General features: G+C 68.4%; 14 protein-coding genes. 1 reads left to right on the forward strand and 13 read right to left on the reverse strand.

From position 1 onward, the window contains the following. Nucleotides 1-54: 54 nt before the first annotated feature. From ispF to HMPREF1316_RS11160, 4 genes are all read right to left on the reverse strand, one after another. On the reverse strand, nt 55-543 hold the full coding sequence (gene ispF / locus HMPREF1316_RS11145; RefSeq protein WP_021727073.1) for a 2-C-methyl-D-erythritol 2,4-cyclodiphosphate synthase: 489 nt from the start codon (nt 541-543) through the stop codon (nt 55-57). Continuing rightward, complete coding sequence (gene ispD, locus HMPREF1316_RS11150) at nt 543-1,349, reverse strand: 2-C-methyl-D-erythritol 4-phosphate cytidylyltransferase (RefSeq protein ID WP_021727102.1); 807 nt, start codon at nt 1,347-1,349, stop codon at nt 543-545. Before ispD ends, ispF begins: the two co-directional genes overlap by 1 nt. Next, entirely contained in the window at nt 1,346-2,416 is a 1,071-nt protein-coding gene (gene disA / locus HMPREF1316_RS11155; RefSeq protein WP_021727106.1) for a DNA integrity scanning diadenylate cyclase DisA, read from the reverse strand. Before disA ends, ispD begins: the two co-directional genes overlap by 4 nt. A 150-nt stretch (nt 2,417-2,566) precedes the next feature. Next, nucleotides 2,567-5,206 carry an ATP-dependent Clp protease ATP-binding subunit gene (locus HMPREF1316_RS11160; RefSeq protein WP_021727123.1) on the reverse strand — a complete coding sequence of 880 codons (2,640 nt, stop codon included), beginning with the start codon at nt 5,204-5,206 and terminating at the stop codon, nt 2,567-2,569. Between the two features lie 355 nt (nt 5,207-5,561). On the opposite strand from HMPREF1316_RS11160, the gene HMPREF1316_RS11165 reads away from it, so the two are divergent. Next, a complete protein-coding gene (locus HMPREF1316_RS11165; protein ID WP_021727062.1) occupies nt 5,562-5,822 on the forward strand; it encodes a TM1266 family iron-only hydrogenase system putative regulator in 261 nt (86 codons plus the stop codon). Nucleotides 5,823-5,830: 8 nt separating this feature from the next. Here HMPREF1316_RS11165 and hydE read toward each other — a convergent pair whose 3' ends face one another. The 9 genes from hydE to hypF are packed head-to-tail and all read right to left on the reverse strand — an operon-like array spanning nt 5,831 to nt 16,010. Further along, a complete protein-coding gene (hydE, locus tag HMPREF1316_RS11170; protein ID WP_021727063.1) occupies nt 5,831-7,024 on the reverse strand; it encodes a [FeFe] hydrogenase H-cluster radical SAM maturase HydE in 1,194 nt (397 codons plus the stop codon). Next, on the reverse strand, nt 7,021-8,358 hold the full coding sequence (gene hydF / locus HMPREF1316_RS11175; protein WP_021727161.1) for a [FeFe] hydrogenase H-cluster maturation GTPase HydF: 1,338 nt from the start codon (nt 8,356-8,358) through the stop codon (nt 7,021-7,023). Before hydF ends, hydE begins: the two co-directional genes overlap by 4 nt. Beyond that, a complete protein-coding gene (locus HMPREF1316_RS11180) occupies nt 8,330-9,589 on the reverse strand; it encodes a nitrogenase component 1 (RefSeq protein ID WP_021727087.1) in 1,260 nt (419 codons plus the stop codon). The genes hydF and HMPREF1316_RS11180 overlap by 29 nt, the downstream gene beginning before the upstream one ends. Continuing rightward, complete coding sequence (locus tag HMPREF1316_RS11185) at nt 9,586-10,986, reverse strand: hypothetical protein (protein ID WP_021727142.1); 1,401 nt, start codon at nt 10,984-10,986, stop codon at nt 9,586-9,588. Before HMPREF1316_RS11185 ends, HMPREF1316_RS11180 begins: the two co-directional genes overlap by 4 nt. Further along, nucleotides 10,980-11,105 carry a hypothetical protein gene (locus tag HMPREF1316_RS14925; RefSeq protein ID WP_021727127.1) on the reverse strand — a complete coding sequence of 42 codons (126 nt, stop codon included), beginning with the start codon at nt 11,103-11,105 and terminating at the stop codon, nt 10,980-10,982. The genes HMPREF1316_RS11185 and HMPREF1316_RS14925 overlap by 7 nt, the downstream gene beginning before the upstream one ends. A gap of 15 nt (nt 11,106-11,120) precedes the next feature. Continuing rightward, a complete protein-coding gene (gene hypE / locus HMPREF1316_RS11190; protein WP_021727126.1) occupies nt 11,121-12,125 on the reverse strand; it encodes a hydrogenase expression/formation protein HypE in 1,005 nt (334 codons plus the stop codon). After that, nucleotides 12,122-13,261 carry a hydrogenase formation protein HypD gene (gene hypD / locus HMPREF1316_RS11195; RefSeq protein WP_084620964.1) on the reverse strand — a complete coding sequence of 380 codons (1,140 nt, stop codon included), beginning with the start codon at nt 13,259-13,261 and terminating at the stop codon, nt 12,122-12,124. Before hypD ends, hypE begins: the two co-directional genes overlap by 4 nt. Continuing rightward, a complete protein-coding gene (locus HMPREF1316_RS11200) occupies nt 13,261-13,473 on the reverse strand; it encodes a HypC/HybG/HupF family hydrogenase formation chaperone (protein ID WP_021727111.1) in 213 nt (70 codons plus the stop codon). Before HMPREF1316_RS11200 ends, hypD begins: the two co-directional genes overlap by 1 nt. Then, entirely contained in the window at nt 13,464-16,010 is a 2,547-nt protein-coding gene (gene hypF / locus HMPREF1316_RS11205; RefSeq protein WP_084620965.1) for a carbamoyltransferase HypF, read from the reverse strand. Before hypF ends, HMPREF1316_RS11200 begins: the two co-directional genes overlap by 10 nt. Between the last annotated feature and the right edge of the window lie 5 nt (nt 16,011-16,015).

Here is a 16,015-nt window from a genome sequence, read left to right on the forward strand (position 1 = left end):
CCATGCGGCCGGCAGCAGGGCGGTCCCGTGCCTCGACTGCCATGGTCATGGGCCCTATTCCCGTCCCAGCAGGCACACGGCCCAGGCGGCGATGCCCTCCTCGCGTCCCACGAAGCCCAGGCGCTCGGTGGTGGTCGCCTTCACGCCCATGTGCTCCACGGGAATGCCCAGGGCCTCTGCCATGGCCATGCGCATGGCAGCGCGGTAGGGGGCGAGCCTGGGAACCTGCGCCGCAATGGTGCAGTCCGCATCCACGACCTGCCAGCCCTCCTCGCGCACCAGGTAGGCAACGCGCCGCAGCAGCCTGCGAGAGTCCGCACCCGCATAGACAGGATCCGTATCGGGGAAGAGCTGGCCGATGTCACCCTGGCGCAGGGCACCGAGCAGGGCGTCCATCAGGGCGTGGATGACCACGTCCGCATCGGAGTGACCGGCGAGGCCGCGGTCGTCGGGCACGGAGACGCCCCCCAGCATGAGCGGGCGACCATCCTCCGGCGCCGCGAAGGCGTGCACGTCAAAGCCATGGCCGATGCGCAGCCGCATCACAGGCCCCCTTCCATGGGGCTGATGCCACAGCCCTCGCTCATGAGGCGCGCCTCCATGAAGGCCTGGGCAATGAGGAAGTCGTTGGGATGAGTCACCTTGAGGTTGGTGGTGGACGTCTCGACGCAGGCGATCCGGCCACCGCGTCGCTCCACGAGCGACGCATCATCGGTCCCCCGGTAGTCGTCAAAGCGTGCCGCGCGATGCGCCGCCTTCAGCGTGCGCGTGCGAAACGCCTGCGGGGTCTGCGCCGCCCAGTAGAAGCTGCGATCGGGCGTGGCCACCACCGTCTCGCCCTCCACGAGCTTGAGGGTGTCCGTGGAGCGCGCGGCGCAGATGGCGCCATCAAGCCCCTCGTCCGCACGAAGCCGAGCGACGCACGTCTCGATGGCAGGGGTCTCGATGAGCGGGCGTGCGGCATCGTGCACGGCGACGAGCGCGAGCGTCTCGTCCATGGCCGCAAGGCCCGCGGACACGGAGTCCTGGCGCGTGGCCCCACCCCGGGCGAGCACCACGGGCGCGTCCAGGCTCACACGCGGGAGCACCTCGCTGCGCACGTCCTGCAGGCGCCCCTCGGCAACCACCAGCACGATCTGCGCCACGGACGGAGCCCGGTCGAACGCGATGAGCGACCAGCACACGATGGGCAGGCCGCAGAGCTCGACGTACTGCTTGCCGCACGCATCGCCAAAGCGTTCCCCCACACCCCCGGCCACGATGAGCGCGCACGTGTCCGCCGACCGCTCGGGCGCGGCGAGGCGCTGGGGCAGGACGCAGGGCGTGGGCGTGAGGCCAGGGACACTCATGCGCGCTTGCCCCACATGCGATAGAGGCTGTTGGCCAGGATGCCGGGGTTCTCGACCCCGGCATCATCCAGACGCGAGGGGTTGCGCTCGATGTCATCCATGAGCTGCTGGAGCGAGCCGAACTCGTCCACGATCTTGTCGGCCATACCCTTGCGGACCACAGAGACGTTGGAGAGCGTGCGCAGGCCCAACGGCTTGAGAATGGCATCCTCGAGGTCCTCGTAACCCAAAAACTCCGCCACGCGCTTGGGAGAGCGCAGGCTCTCGTTGGCCGTCTTGTGCAGTTCGCGCCGCAGACCCGCCGCATGCTCGGTGGAATGGTCATCCTTCGCATAGTCGCGCAGCAGGAGCGTGTAGTCGTCGGAGGTGGTACCCACGAACTCGTCGCGCTGCATCTTGATGGACTTGCCCGCGGTACCCAGGCGCAGGATGTACTCGTCCAGCTCATCGGAGATCGTGGTCAGCATCTCGAAGAGATAGATGGTCTCCGTGATGTCGGACATCGTGACGTAGTTGTCCAGCTCGAGCGTCGTCAGGCGCAGCAGCGAGCGGTCGAGCTGCGCACGCGTGCTCTGCATGGAGACGAGCAGCTGGTTGACGGTGCTCATGAGTTCGGGGACACCCTTGAGCTGGTAACCCTTGCCCCCAATGTAGAGCGTGACCACCTGACGGCGCTCCGAGACCGAGACGACCAGCGCGTCGGTGAGCAGGCTCATGCGCGCGGCGGTGCGGTGGCGCATGCCCGTCTCCGAGGTGGGCAGTGATGGGTCGGGGTTGAGGTGGTAGTTGGCACGCAGGATCTGCGTGAGGTCGCGGTCGATCACGATGGCGCCATCCATCTTGGCCAGCTCGAAGAGGCGGTTCGCCGTGAACGAGATGTCCAGCTTGAAACCATCGCCACCGGCGCTGATGACGCGGTCGGTGTCACCTATGCAGATGAGGGCGCCCAGGTTCCCGCCTATGATCATGTCAAGCGCGTGGCGCAGGGCGGTTCCGGGCGCCGTCTTCTTGATGGCATCGTGCACGCGGTCCTTGGGGCCGCACTCGATGTCCACGGTGTCTCCCATGCAAACCCCCTTGCCGGAGCCGGCGCGATGGGGCGTCGGCATGTCTGTCACATGACCAGTATATGACACGCGCCGAGCGGCGATAGAGCCACTCGGCGCGCCGGCTCGCACCTGTCGCCCTCATCCACAGAAAAGCGCCTCCCGCTCAGGTCACTCCGCAGAGAGCACACCGCCTTCGGTGTCACTGGCAGCGTCGCCCCGATGGGGGGAGGCGGGAGACGACCCCCAATGCTCACGCGCCTTGGGCAGATCCATATGGGTGTGCTCGGTCATCTTGGGAATCTCGCCCTCGCCCTTGGTGAAGGTGAGCCTGCGCTCGTCTCCCTCACCCTCGGCATCCACCTTGATGATGTCTCCGGCCTTCCATGTGCCCTGGAGCAGCTCCTCGGAAAGCGGGTCCTCGATGAGCGTCTGGATGGCGCGGCGAAGCGGGCGGGCACCGTAGATGGGGTCGGTGCCCTCCTTGGCGATGAGGTCACGGGCCCCATCCGTGAGCTCGATGGACATGCCCTGGGCGATCATGCGGTTGCACAGGTCGGCCACCATGAGGTCCACGATGCCGCGCAGCTGCTCACCCGTGAGCGACTTGAAGACCACTATCTCGTCCACGCGGTTGAGGAACTCGGGACGGAAGAGCCGCTTGAGCTCGCTCATCACGCGGGAGTTGATCTCCTTGTCGGAGAGGCCGGACGCGCCCTGGGCCGAGAAGCCCATGGTGGTGGTCTGGGCGATGTCACGCGCACCGATGTTGGACGTCATGATGATGACGGTGTTGGAGAAGTCCACGGTGCGGCCCTGGCCGTCCGTGAGGCGGCCCTCGTCAAGGATCTGCAGCAGCACGTTGAAGACGTCAGGGTGGGCCTTCTCGATCTCGTCGAAGAGCACCACGGAGTAGGGACGCCGGCGGACGGCCTTGGTGAGCTCGCCGCCCTCGTCGTAGCCCACGTACCCCGGAGGGGCACCGACGAGCTTGGAGACGGTGTGGCGCTCCATGAACTCCGACATGTCGAAGCTGATGAGGGCATCCTCGCTGCCGAAGAGGAACGCAGCGAGGGACTTGGCGAGTTCTGTCTTGCCCACGCCCGAGGGGCCGAGGAAGATGAAGGAGCCGCCGGGACGACGCGGGTCCTTGAGGGGCGAGCGGCTACGACGGATGGCGCGGGCCACCTTGGTGACGGCCTCGTCCTGCCCGATGACGCGCTGGTGCAGGGCGTCTTCGCAACGCAGGAGCTTGACCGCCTCCGCCTCGGTGAGATTGGAGACGGGCACGCCCGTGATGTCGGAGATGACGTCGGCGATGGCGTCGGCATCCACGACGGTGACGGCGGCATCGGTGCTCTCGCGCCACGCGGTCTCGAGCTCGTCGCGCTGGGCAGCGAGCTCCTTCTCGCGATCGCGCAGGCGAGCCGCCTCCTCGAACTCCTGGGCCTGGGCGGCCTTGGCCTTCTCTTCCTTGATGTGGGCGAGCTGCTCGTCCACCTGGGCCAGCTCGGGCGGCAGGGTCATCTTGTGCACACGGGTGCGGGCGCCGGCCTCGTCGAGGGTATCAATGGCCTTGTCGGGCAGGAAGCGATCCTGCACGTAGCGATTGGACAGCGTGACGGCCGCCGCGAGGGCATCCTCGGTATACTTGACATGGTGGTGCCTCTCATAGGCACCCTGCAGGCCGTGCAGGATCTCCAACGTGTCCTCGGGCGAGGGCTCGCCCACGAAGACGGGCTGGAAGCGGCGCTCGAGGGCGGAGTCCTTTTCGATGTGCTTGCGATACTCCTCCGCCGTCGTGGCGCCGATCACCTGGATCTCGCCGCGCGACAGGGGCGGCTTGAGGATGGACGCCGCGTCCACGGAACCCTCCGCGGAGCCCGCGCCGATGATGGTGTGGATCTCGTCGATGAAGAGGATGATGGACTTATTGTCCATGACCTCCGCGATGACCTTCTTGAGGCGCTCCTCGAACTCGCCGCGGTACTTGGCACCCGCCACGAGGCTCGCCAGGTCGAGCGTCCAGATCTGGCGCCCGCGCAGGATGTCGGGAACGTTGCCCGTGGCAATGAGCTGGGCGAGCCCCTCGACGATGGCCGTCTTGCCCACGCCGGGGTCACCCAGGATGAGCGGGTTGTTCTTCTGGCGGCGCGCCAGCACCTGCATGACGCGCTCCACCTCGCGGTCGCGCCCGATGACAGGGTCGAGCTTGCCGTCAGACGCCAGCTGCGTGAGGTTACGGCCATACTGCTCGAGCGTGGAGGAGTCATCCGACTGCTGTCCCTGCGGCCCCTGGCCCATGCCGCTAAAGAACTGCTGGCCAAAGCCCACGCCGGTAGGCTGCTGGTGGCTTTCCTTGGGCTTGTCGGCGTTCTTGTCGATGAGCTCGTTGACGGCGTTGCGCACGGCGTCCGCCGAGACGCCCATGCGCGAGAGCGCCGTCATGGCGCGATCATCAGACTCGGAGATGATGCCCAAAAGCAGGTGCTCCGTGGCTATGTAGGTCTGGTTGCGCGTCATGGTCTCGCGATAGGCATCCTCCAGCACGCGCTTGGCGCGCGGCGTGAAGGGGATGTGCCCCCCGGGAACGGGCTGGTTGTCCTCGGAGCTGATCTCCCTGACGGTGGCGAGGGTCTCCGTGTAGGTGACGTCCAGGCTGCTGAGCGCCTGCGCGGCGATGCCCTCCCCCTCCTTGATGAGGGCGAGGAGCAGGTGCTCCGTGCCCACGTACATCTTGCCGAGACTGCGCGCCTCGTCCTGCGCGAGGCTCATGACCTTGCGCGCCTTGTCTGTGAACTTCTCGAACATGTGGTGTGCGCCCCCTTTTTGGGTCGTAGGTCGGGCAAACGCCAACCGCTATGTATCGGTGGTCGTTATACCCCTCTTCGTACGGCACAAAACCACGGAGCATGGGGGATGCGCGCACCATTCATGGGTCCGCTGCTCGGGGTGCCGCCCCAAAGTGTACGTTTCAACGCATTCCGAAAAGGCCCAACGGGTCAAACGCCGTGCGAGACGACAGGAACGCACATTTGGGGCGATCTCTTGGGTAGACGTCTGAAAATCAGGCCCTCAGCGACCCCACCCGATGACCACCTGCTCCCCGCATCGTATACTGCAGTCATACGCAACACCGGCTCATCGCGGGTCAGGGGGAGTGTCCATGCAGTCACGCGTCGCCGTCATTGGCATCATCGTCGAGGATCCCGCTTCCGTGGAGGCGCTCAACGAGCTGCTCCACGAGTTTGCCGACATCATCATCGGTCGCATGGGCATCCCCTACCACAGGCGCGACATCAGCGTCATCAGCATCGCCGTCGATGCCCCGCAGGACAGGACCTCCGCACTCACGGGTCGCATCGGCGCGCTTGACGGCGTCAGCTGCAGGACCGCCTTCTCCAACCTGTTCTTCGATGCGGAGTAGGCCATCGGTCAGGTCGTGCGCAGCAGCTCCTCAACGTGCTGCCCGAGCGCATCCGGTGCCGTTGCGCACCCCCTGCACCGCGCCTGGCCGTCCCCCGGGCCACCATCGCCGCCATCGAGGCGGCGCACGAGGTCGCGCTCGGTGGCGGCATCGCGCCACGAGGGATGGTCGCCCCGCTTCTCCACCACACGGTAGCCCACGCGCGCGACGCGCCGCTCCATGCAGCGGCGACACTCGGCCGCCTCGTCACCCGTACAGATCTTCCCGTCGTACAGCAGGTACTTGCTGCGCACGTCCCGCGGTGAGAGGTTGGGCATCACCACGTTGGCCCCGGCGAGCAGCCCCCGCTCGCGACCCAGGGGGTCGATGGTGCCCAGTGCCGTCGTCGCAGGCAGCAGCACCTCGGGCAGCATCAGGCGGATGACGCCCAACAGGTGCAGCGTGTCCTCGATCGGTCCAGCGGCGTGGTTCCCAAAGGGCGTGTCCCTATGCGGGATGAAGGGGCCGATACCCACCATGTCCGCCCGGAACTCCTGCATCCAGAGCAGGTCCTCGACGACATGACCCCAGGTCTGATAGGGCGAGCCGACCATGATGCCGCAGCCCACCTGATAGCCGATGTCCTTGAGGTCATACAGGCAGCGCTTGCGATTGGCCAGGGAGAGCTCCACGGGATGGAGCTTGCCGTAGTGCCAGGGGTTGGACGTCTCCTGGCGGAGCAGATAGCGTTCGGCTCCCGCCGCGAAGTAGCGCTCGTAGCTCGCGCGCGGTCTCTCGCCTATCGAGAGCGTGACCGCACAGTCGGGATGGGCGGCGCGCATCCTGGAGATCAGGTCGCACAGGGTGTCGTCGGCGTAGGCGGGATCCTCGCCACCCTGCAGCACGAACGTCCGAAAGCCCAGGCGGTGTCCCTCGTCGCAGCATGCCAGGATCTGTTCCTCGGTAAGGCGGTAGCGCTCTGCATGGGCATTGCTGCGGCGCAGCCCGCAGTAGAGGCAGTCGTTCCTGCAGTGGCTCGTGAACTCGATGAGGCCGCGCAGGTACACCTCCTTGCCATAGTGCTCCTCGCGCACCGCGCGCGCGGCGGCATAGAGCTGCCGCTCCTCTGCCGGCGTGATGGTCGCAAGAAGCGCCGCCAGCTCGGCCGCCGCCAGCGTGCGCGTCTCGCGCAGCTCGTGTATGCGACGCTCGTTCCCCGTCATCGGACGCTCGCATCCCCCTGAGCCGACACCTCTCGTGCCGCGGCACCCGTCACGAGCGCGGTCACGTTGGCTGGAGCACGGCCGTCGCCGAAGTCATCGGAGACGCCGCGGTCGTGGTCGCGCGGCTCTGCGTCCAGGGTCGCGACCAAGTCGGGAAAGAGGCTCAGGCTGCGTCGCAGGATGCCCTTCATGTGGGCGATGGCGATGCCGTAGTTGGTCATGGGAACGCCCTGCCCGGCGCATTGGGTCGCGCGATGCGCCATCTCGCGGGCGTTGAGCATGCAGCCCCCGCAGTGGATGACCAGCCGATAGGGCGTCACGTCATCGGGAAAGCCCCTCCCCGACGTGGTCTCGAGCGCAAGGTCGCATCCCGTGTGCTCGGCCAGCCAGTGCGGGAGCTTGACCGTGCCGATGTCGTCGCACTGCCTGTGGTGCGTGCACCCCTCCGAGACGAGCACGCGATCGCCATCCGCCAGGCCGTCGAGCGCACGCACACCCTCCACCGCACCGGCCAGCAGGCCCTTGTGACGGGCCATGAGTATGGAGAACGACGTCAGCCGCACGTCCTGGGGCACGACGCGCGAGACGGAACCAAAGACCTGGCTGTCCGTGACGACGAGCGTGGGCTTGCGTGGGGCCATCCGCTCGAGCGTCCTGCCCAGGCGCACCTCCTGCACCACGAGGCACTCGGCACCGGCGTCCAGCACGTCGCGCACCGCCATCTGCTCGGGAAGGATGAGCCGGCCCCTGGGGGCCGCCTTGTCGATGGGAACGACCAGCACCACGAGATCATCCGGGCCGACGAGGTCGAGAAGCATCGGCAGCACGTCGTGGCCCGCCGTCCCGATGGCGGCGATGCGCTCCTTGAGGGCGCCGATGCCCTCCCCCGTGAGGCCGCTCACGTACACGTCGTGCGCTCCCGCCTCGGGGAGGGCACCGAGCAGGTCACGCTTGTTGTAGGCCACGACATAGGGCACGTCGTGCGAGCGGAAGAGACCGATGAGCTGCTCGTCGCATGCGCCAAGGCCCTGCGTGGCATCCACCACGAGCACGGCGAGGTCGGTCTGGTCGAGCACACGACGCGTTGCGTGCACCCGCCTCTGTCCGAGCGTCCCCACGTCGTCGAAGCCGGGCGTGTCGATGACCACGACGGGACCCAGCGGCAGGAGCTCCATGGACTTGCGCACCGGGTCGGTCGTGGTGCCCAGCGTGTCCGACACGACCGAGAGGCCCTGTCCCGTGATGGCATTGACGACGCAGGACTTGCCTGCGTTCCTGCGGCCGAAGAACCCGATGTGCACCCGCTCAGCCGAGGGCGTGTCGCTCATGCCCATGAGATCTCCCCCTCCTCGAAGCCATCTCGAGATCGACAAGCGTCGCACTTCCTACCAGACGCGATCCTCCCAGCAGCTCCAACGGGTCGAGCCTTGCGACGTCCGGAATCTCGTGCAACCACTGCCGACCCGAGAGCGCGAGGTGCGGAAGGTCGCAGAACCTGGCGCCTTGGGGGCACACCGCCGAGAGGAACGGGTCCCCCACCATCAGCGTCGCCTGCGCCAGGGCCTGCCGCAGGCGCTCCTCTCCAGGGGCACAGACGTCCCACAGACTTGGCTCCAGGAGGTCATGCGTGTCCTCGAGCGGGGTGACCAGGCGCGTGGGAACCCGCACGAGCTCGAGGCCCGCGGCGATGGATCCCATGGACACCGGCTCGCCGATGAGGGGGACGCAATCCTCCACCCTGCGCTCCCCGACGGTTGCGCGCCGCACGTCCTGGTAGGCGAGCCTGCTTCTCCCATCCCGCAGCGCGTCGCGAAGTGCGCGCTCAAGGCGGCCGGCAAAGGTCCCCACGGGAAAGCCCACCACGTAGGGAATGCCAAGGCGCCTCTCGAGCACACGAGCGGCACGCATGCCGGTTGCGGAGACCACGAGGTTCGCGTCCGCACGTGCCGCCGCCAGGATGGTGTCAAGCGTGTCTCCCATGGCCCAGCACGACTGCAGCCGAAAGCCGGCCCCCTCGAGCCAACCCACCAGCGACTCCCTCGTTCCCTCGGCGGCAAAGTCGAGCGGCGTCATGCCCAGCACGTTCACGCTGGGACGGACATCGGCATCGGCACCGAGGGGCGCCATCACCTGCCCCGCGACAAGCTGGAGGGCAAGCCCGGCTCCGCGCACGTAGTCGTGCATACCGTTGGTTGGCACGCAACGGGTGGGAACGCCGCTTCTGGCCTCGACGAGGCGTGCGACGGCAGCGAGGTCCGTCCCGATCTGGAAGGGTATGGGGGAACTCACCAGCACGATGAAGCGCGGGTGAGTCTGATCCGCGGCCTCCACCACATCGCGAACCAGCCTCTCGTCGTTTCCCAGGGCCGCGTCGCACTCGGTGAGGCCGCTGATGAAGATGAGACTGTCCTGGTCGTACCAGCGAATCTCGTCATGCGTGTTGTAGGTTGAGTTGCAGCCCGAGGGGTCGTGAATCACGACCATGCCGCCCAGCTCGAAGAGGGCCGAGCACACGCCCGAAATGTCACCGGTGTATACGGGAAGTGCCTGGTACGCCTGCCTCATGCGCACGCACCTCCCGCCGCACGAGACACGCTTGGCACCTGGCAGCAGCAGGGCATGCCAAGTCCCTTGCGCGGGACGAGCCCCCTCGTGTCCTTCCGCTCCGCCCATGCCTCGCGCATAAGGCGCACGAGACCGAGGATGGCCGAGTAGCCCCACATGCCATCCGTCTCTATGACGTTCACGAAGTGCGTGGTCCCACAGAACCACGCCGCCTTGGGTCCAACGGCCAGCCAGCTGTCACCGCCATCGCGCGACTCCTGGCGCAGGGTGGGGTGGATGGTGCTCCACAGCTCGAGGTCCGGGGCGCACGCCCGCAGCCATTCCAGGGTGTCACGCTCCTCCCCGCTCACGGCATCAACGTACACGCGGCGCACGTTTATGCCACGACCGAGCAGGAGGCGGGCGAGTTCCAAGGGACGGTTGATGGCAACATAGTCTATGGCGACCGGCGTCCCCGAGAGCTCCTCCGCGAGCGCGCCCAGGGCCACGTCGCAGGAGGTGCGCAGGTCCGCCGTGCCGGGTGCCGGGCAGCCAAGCGCGTCCGCCAGGATGACAAGCCCCTCGTCGATGCTGTCATAGAGAAGCGCGGGCGGAAGATAGAGCCACCGCCTTCCCAAGCGATCGGCCGTCTTCTCGAGCCCCCATGCCCCAAAGAACGAGCGTGTGAGCAAGAGCGCACTTGCACCCAGCGACAGGTACTCGTCGAAGCTGCCAACATCGTGGAGCTGGAGCACGCGCCACCCGGCCCGCCGGACCAGGCGCACGATGTCCGAGTCATCCGGAAGGCGCAGGTCGTCCGAGACGATGCCAAGGAGCCGCTTGTCCATGGGAAGCTCCTGGAGCGCGTCAAGCATGGCCTTGCGCTCCTTCTGCTCGGGCGTGATGCCCGTCTTCTGCATGATCGGATCCATCCAGCAGCGCATGAAGAAGATGTCGGGGAAGCGTCTCTCCAGCTCGCGGTACACGTAACGGACGTCGCAGCCCATGGAGTGGTGCAGGCACACCAGGAAGATCATGACCGCGCGCGGGCGGTAGGGCAGACGCCTGATGACGTCCGAGACACCCTCGATGGTCACGGACTCCAGGTTGTCGCACAAGAGGTCCCTCTCCTCCAGGACGACGCCAGAGAAGCGGTCAGACATCCCCATCTCCGCGGCCGTGAGCACGACCCCGCGCAGGCAGTTGTCGGCGCAGACGTATATCTGATGGCACTCGGGCACGAGCATGCCCGTGTGCACGATGTTCCAGTTCTCGTGCACGGGCGCGTTGAACTCCAGGACGTTGGGAATGGGGCGCGGGTACGCCGCATCCGCCGCGCGCACGAAGGCCGCGTACCCATCAGCACGGGCCACCTGCGCGGCCCCCTCGTCCCCCTGGGGCATGACGCGCGTCAGCATGGGCGCACCGCCTCCCCCGCCGCACCGGTGCACATGCCATCGGCGACGTCCATGCCACTCTCGGCGGCAAGCCTGCGGTGGACGACGTCGCCTCTGCCAAAGAATCCCAGCCGTACCATGTCGACCCCCCTCGCCTAGCAGATGCGCGGCAGAAGCTCGTTGCCCGGCTCGGGCAGGATGGTCTGGGTGCCAAGCTCGGTGTCCATGACCACGCGACCGGGAAGCTCGTTGGTGATGTGGCCGATGATGGTCGCACCCTCCGCGTGCGGGCACCCCCGGAGGGCCCGAACCAGGCGCTCGGCCTTGGCGGCGGGGCAGATCATCACGAGCCGACCCTCACAGGCCAGATAGAGCGGATCGAGTCCCAGCATGCCGCAGACGCCCGCCACCCCGGGGGCGACGGGAACCGCCGCATCGTCCAGGCGCACGCCCACCCTGCTCTGGTGGGCGATCTCGTAGAGCACCGTGCCCACGCCGCCGCGGGTGGCATCGCGGATCGTGTGGATGTCGGGCACGGCGTCGAGCGCGGCCTCCACCGCGGCCGCAAGCGGCGCGCAGTCGCTCGTGACATCCGCCTCGATCCCGTACGTGTCGCGGGCCAACAGGATCGCACAGCCATGACGGCCCACGTCGCCCGTCACGACCACGGCATCGCCTGGCTCGGCATGGGAGCCTGAGGGACGCGCTCCCGCGCGCACGAGGCCCACGCCCGTCGTGGTGATGAACACGCCGTCCACCTGGCCCTTGCCGGCGACCTTGGTGTCCCCCGCCACCACGGCGACGCCCGCCTCGCGGGCCACCCTCCCCATGGAGGCCACGATGCGCTCGAGGTCGGCCATGGGGAAGCCCTCCTCGATCTGGAAGGCGCAGGTGAGGTACAGGGGCTTGGCGCCCATGCACGCCACGTCGTTGGCCGTGCCGCACACGCTGAGCTCCCCCACGTCGCCACCCGGGAAGAACGCCGGGGAGACGATGAAGCCGTCCGTCGACAGGGCCAGGCGACCCGCCGGCACCGCAAGCACCGCCGCGTCATCCTCCGTAAGGTCCGGGTTGGCCAGGTGCCGCCTGAAGATGCCATCGATGAGCTCGGAGGTCTGCCTGCCACCGGCGCCCTGCGCCAAGGTCACGATGTCGTTCACGAGTGACGTCCCCCCTCTGTTGGCCCTAAGGTCACGGGCCGTCTTGAAGCCGCGGGTGCCAGGCCCACGTCAAGGTCGGCCCCGTACAGGTAGAAGGCCGAGCAGGCGCCCTCGCTCGAGACCATGCAGGCGCCCACGGGATGTTCGGGCGTGCAGGCCGTGCCGAAGGCCGGGCATGCTCGTGGCGTGCATGCGCCCTGCAGCACCGCGCCGCAACGACAGGCGGGGTTCTCCCGACCATCGATGCGGGGCAGGTCGTACCTCGCGCGTGCGTCATAGCCCGCATAGGGCTCGCGCAGGCGCAGGCCCGAGCCCGCGATCGTGCCGATGCCGCGCCACGTGGCGTCGCACGGCTCCATCATGCGCGCCACGAGGCGCCGTGCCGCCGGGGCCCCCTCGGGCCGCACGACGCGGGGGTAGCAGTTGACGAAGAAGGGCGCGCCCTGGGCGAACTTGGTCACGCCCACCGCCAGGGCCGTCACGAGCTCCGTGGCCGTGAAGCCGGCGAGCACGCCGCTCACGCCCTCCGCCACGAGGTCCTCGCAGACCTTGGTGCCCGTGATGGCATGCACGTGACCGGGATAGAGGAACAGGTCGGTCGAGCCCCTCATGGCCTCGTAGGCCCCGGGCATGGTCCTGTTGGCCGTGAGCAGCGAGAAGTTGGTGAGCCCGTCGTCCGTCGCCGCGCGCACCGCAAGGCAGCTCGATGGCGCAGTGGTCTCGAAGCCCACCGAGAGGAACACGACCTGCTCGTCCGGATGGGCGGCCGCATAGGCCTCGGCGTCCTGGGGCGAGTAGACCACCCGCACCGTGGCGCCCTGCGCACGCGCCCCCGCCAGGGACAGCTCGGTCCCCGGCACGCGCACCAGGTCGCCGAAGGTACAGATGGTACAGCCGCGGTCGAGCGCAAGCATGAGGGCCTCGTCGACAAAGCCGACCGGCGTCACGCAGACCGGACAGCCCGGCCCACTGACGAGCTCGACCTGCGGTGGCAGGATGTGGCGGATGCCCTGGCGGAACAGCTCGTGCGTGTGGGTGCCGCAGACCTCCATGATGCGTACGTGGGGCCCATCGTAGCCCTCGAGCGCCTCGCGCGCCGACCGGCGCGCGCCGCATGCCGTGGCATGTCCGCCCATCACAGGTACTCCTCGACGAGGCCGTCCGCCTCGGACGCGTCATCATCCGAGATGCGGGCGATCGCGGCGCCCGCATGCACCATCACGTACTCACCCGGCTCGAGATCGTCCAGCAGCTGGGCCGAGACCTCGCGCCGCGCCCCCGTGGCCTCCACGAGCGCCGCCCCCTCGTCGCTCACCGCGATCACCCGCGCGGCTACCCCTACGCACATGTCGTCTCTCCCTTCCTGCTCGGGGGCGCTGCGCCCCCGGGGTCGATGCCCGTCAGGGCGACGCCGTCCACGTCACCGTCCGCCACGGCCTGGGCGGCAACGACCGCCTGGCCCAGGGCGAGGCCTCCGTCATTGGGCGGAATGAGGCCGTGCGTGAGCACGGAGAGGCCCGCCCCCATGAGTGCGCGCTTCGTGAGGCCCAGCAGGAGACGGTTCTGGTAGCAGCCGCCCGTCAGCGCCACTGCGGTGACGCCCGCCTCCCGTGCGATCGCCCGGCAGGCGGTGGCCACCATGTGCGCGAGCGCGGCATGGAAGCCGTAGGCAAGGCCCTCCACGGGCCTCCCGGCAAGGCGTCCCCCGACAAGCCACCGCACGAGCCCCTCGGTCCCGAGCACGAGGGAGGGGGCCGCTCCCGCGTGTGGTGGCATGGCCTCGACCAGACCGGTCTCCGCAAGGCCGGGGACGTCGGGCAGCGGCAGCGGGACCCCGTCCCCCGCAGCCTCCCCTGCCGCCAGGAAGGTCGCGCCCCGGCCCTCCGCCCACCGGCGTGCCGCGTACTCAAGCATGCAGGACGCCTCGCCCTCGTAGGTGGAGGAGCGACGGATGCCCAGGATGGCGCTGGCGGCATCGAAGAGCCGCCCCGCGCTCGTGGACGTGACGGCATTGATGCGCCGCTCGACCATCATGACCTGTGCGCGGGCGCTCCTCTCGTCACACAGGCCGAGGCGTGCCGCGAACTCGAGCGTGCGCCCCACGTCGTGCGTGAGCCCCTGCAGCATCGAGACGGCCACGCGCCATCCCTCCAGCGGGGAGCGGTCGCCACCCACCTGCACGAAGGGACGGATGCTCGCCCTGCGCTCAAAGCCATGGTAGTCGGCGAGCATGATCTCGCCGCCCCAGATGGTGCCGTCGGTGCCCAGGCCCGTGCCATCGAACGCGACGCCCACTGCGGGGCCCGTCCAGTCGTTCTCGGCCAGGCAGGAGGCGATGTGCGCGAAGTGATGCTGCACGCGCACCACGGGGACGCCCGCGGCGGCGGCGAGACGTTCGGCGATCGCCGTGGCGTTGTAGCTGGGATGCAGGTCACAGGCGATGGCCTGGGGATGTGCCTCCAGGAGCGTCTCCATGCGGCGCACGGACTCCTCGAGCGCCCGCACGGTGCGCAGGTCGCTCAGGTCACCCACATGGGCGGAGGGGTAGAAGAGGTCTCCCCTGCCGATGCAGAAGGTGTTCTTGAGCTCGCCTCCCACGGCCAGCACGCAAACGTCCTCCACACCCCGCGCGAGGCGCTGCGAGAGCACCACGGGCAGCGGCGCATAGCCGCGCGAGCGACGGATCATGTAGGGCTCGCCCTCGAAGAGGTCCATGACCGAGTCGTCCGCACGCGTGCGGATCGGGCGGTCGTGCGACAGGATGAGGTCGGCAAGGCCCGCGAGCTCGTCCCGCGCATCCCCCTCGTCCCGGCAGATGGGTGCCCCCGAGACGTTACCGCTGGTCATGACCAGGCAGTCGGGCACCTGGACGTCGTCATCGTAGCGAAAGAGCAGGAGCTGTATCGGCGCATAGGGCAGCATGACGCCCACGCTGGGGTTGCCCGGGGCGACGCTCGGCGCGAGCAGCCCGCCCGCCCGACGTCGCAGCAGGACGATGGGCCGCTGGTGGCCGCGCAGCACCTCCTCCTGCGCCGCCGAGAGAGTGCATTCGCGGTGGACGACCCCCTCGCTGCCCATCATGACAGCAAGGGGCTTCCGCGGACGGCGCTTGCGCCGGCGCAGCAGGCTCACAGCCCTCTCATTGGTGGCGTCACAGCACAGGTGGAAGCCCCCGACGCCCTTGACGGCCACGATGCCGCCGGCGGCGAGCGCGCGCCGCGCCGCGCTGATGGCCGCGTGCCCGCGCTCGTCGCGCCCCAGCAGGTACTCCTCGGGACCACAGTCGTTGCAGCAGACCGGCTGCGCGTCGTAGCGACGCGACGAGGGGTCCAGGTACTCGCGCGCGCAGTCGGGGCACAGAGGGAACGCCGCCATGCTCGTCCGCTCACGATCATAGGGCAGCGCGTCCAGAATCGTGAGACGCGGCCCACAGCACGTGCAGTTGATGAAGGGATGCAGGTAGCGGCGGTTGGTGGGGTCAAAGAGCTCGCGCGCACAGTCGTCGCAGATGGCGATGTCGGGCGAGACGAAGATGGCGCCGCGCGCCCGCTCGCTCCCGACGATCGAGAAGGTGTCGTAGCGTCGGGCCGTACCGGCAGGGACGTCCCACTCGTCAACCTTGATGACATCGGCCCGCCGAGGTGGATGGCGCCGGACGAGGTCCGTGAAGCGCGCGACCCGCTCGGGGCTGCCCTGCGCGATGATCTCGACGTAGGGGCCCTTGTTGCAGACCGTGCCACACACCCCCGCCCCGACCGCGTGCCGTGCGACCGTGGGACGAAACCCCACGCCCTGCACGATGCCGAAGCAGCGCACGAGGCGCGTCACGAGCGCCTCGTGCGCTGAGGTGCCCGTCTCATGGGGCGTCGCGGCATGTGTCGTCATCGCAG

The organism is Olsenella profusa F0195 (assembly GCF_000468755.1).
GTDB lineage: Bacteria > Actinomycetota > Coriobacteriia > Coriobacteriales > Atopobiaceae > Olsenella_F > Olsenella_F profusa.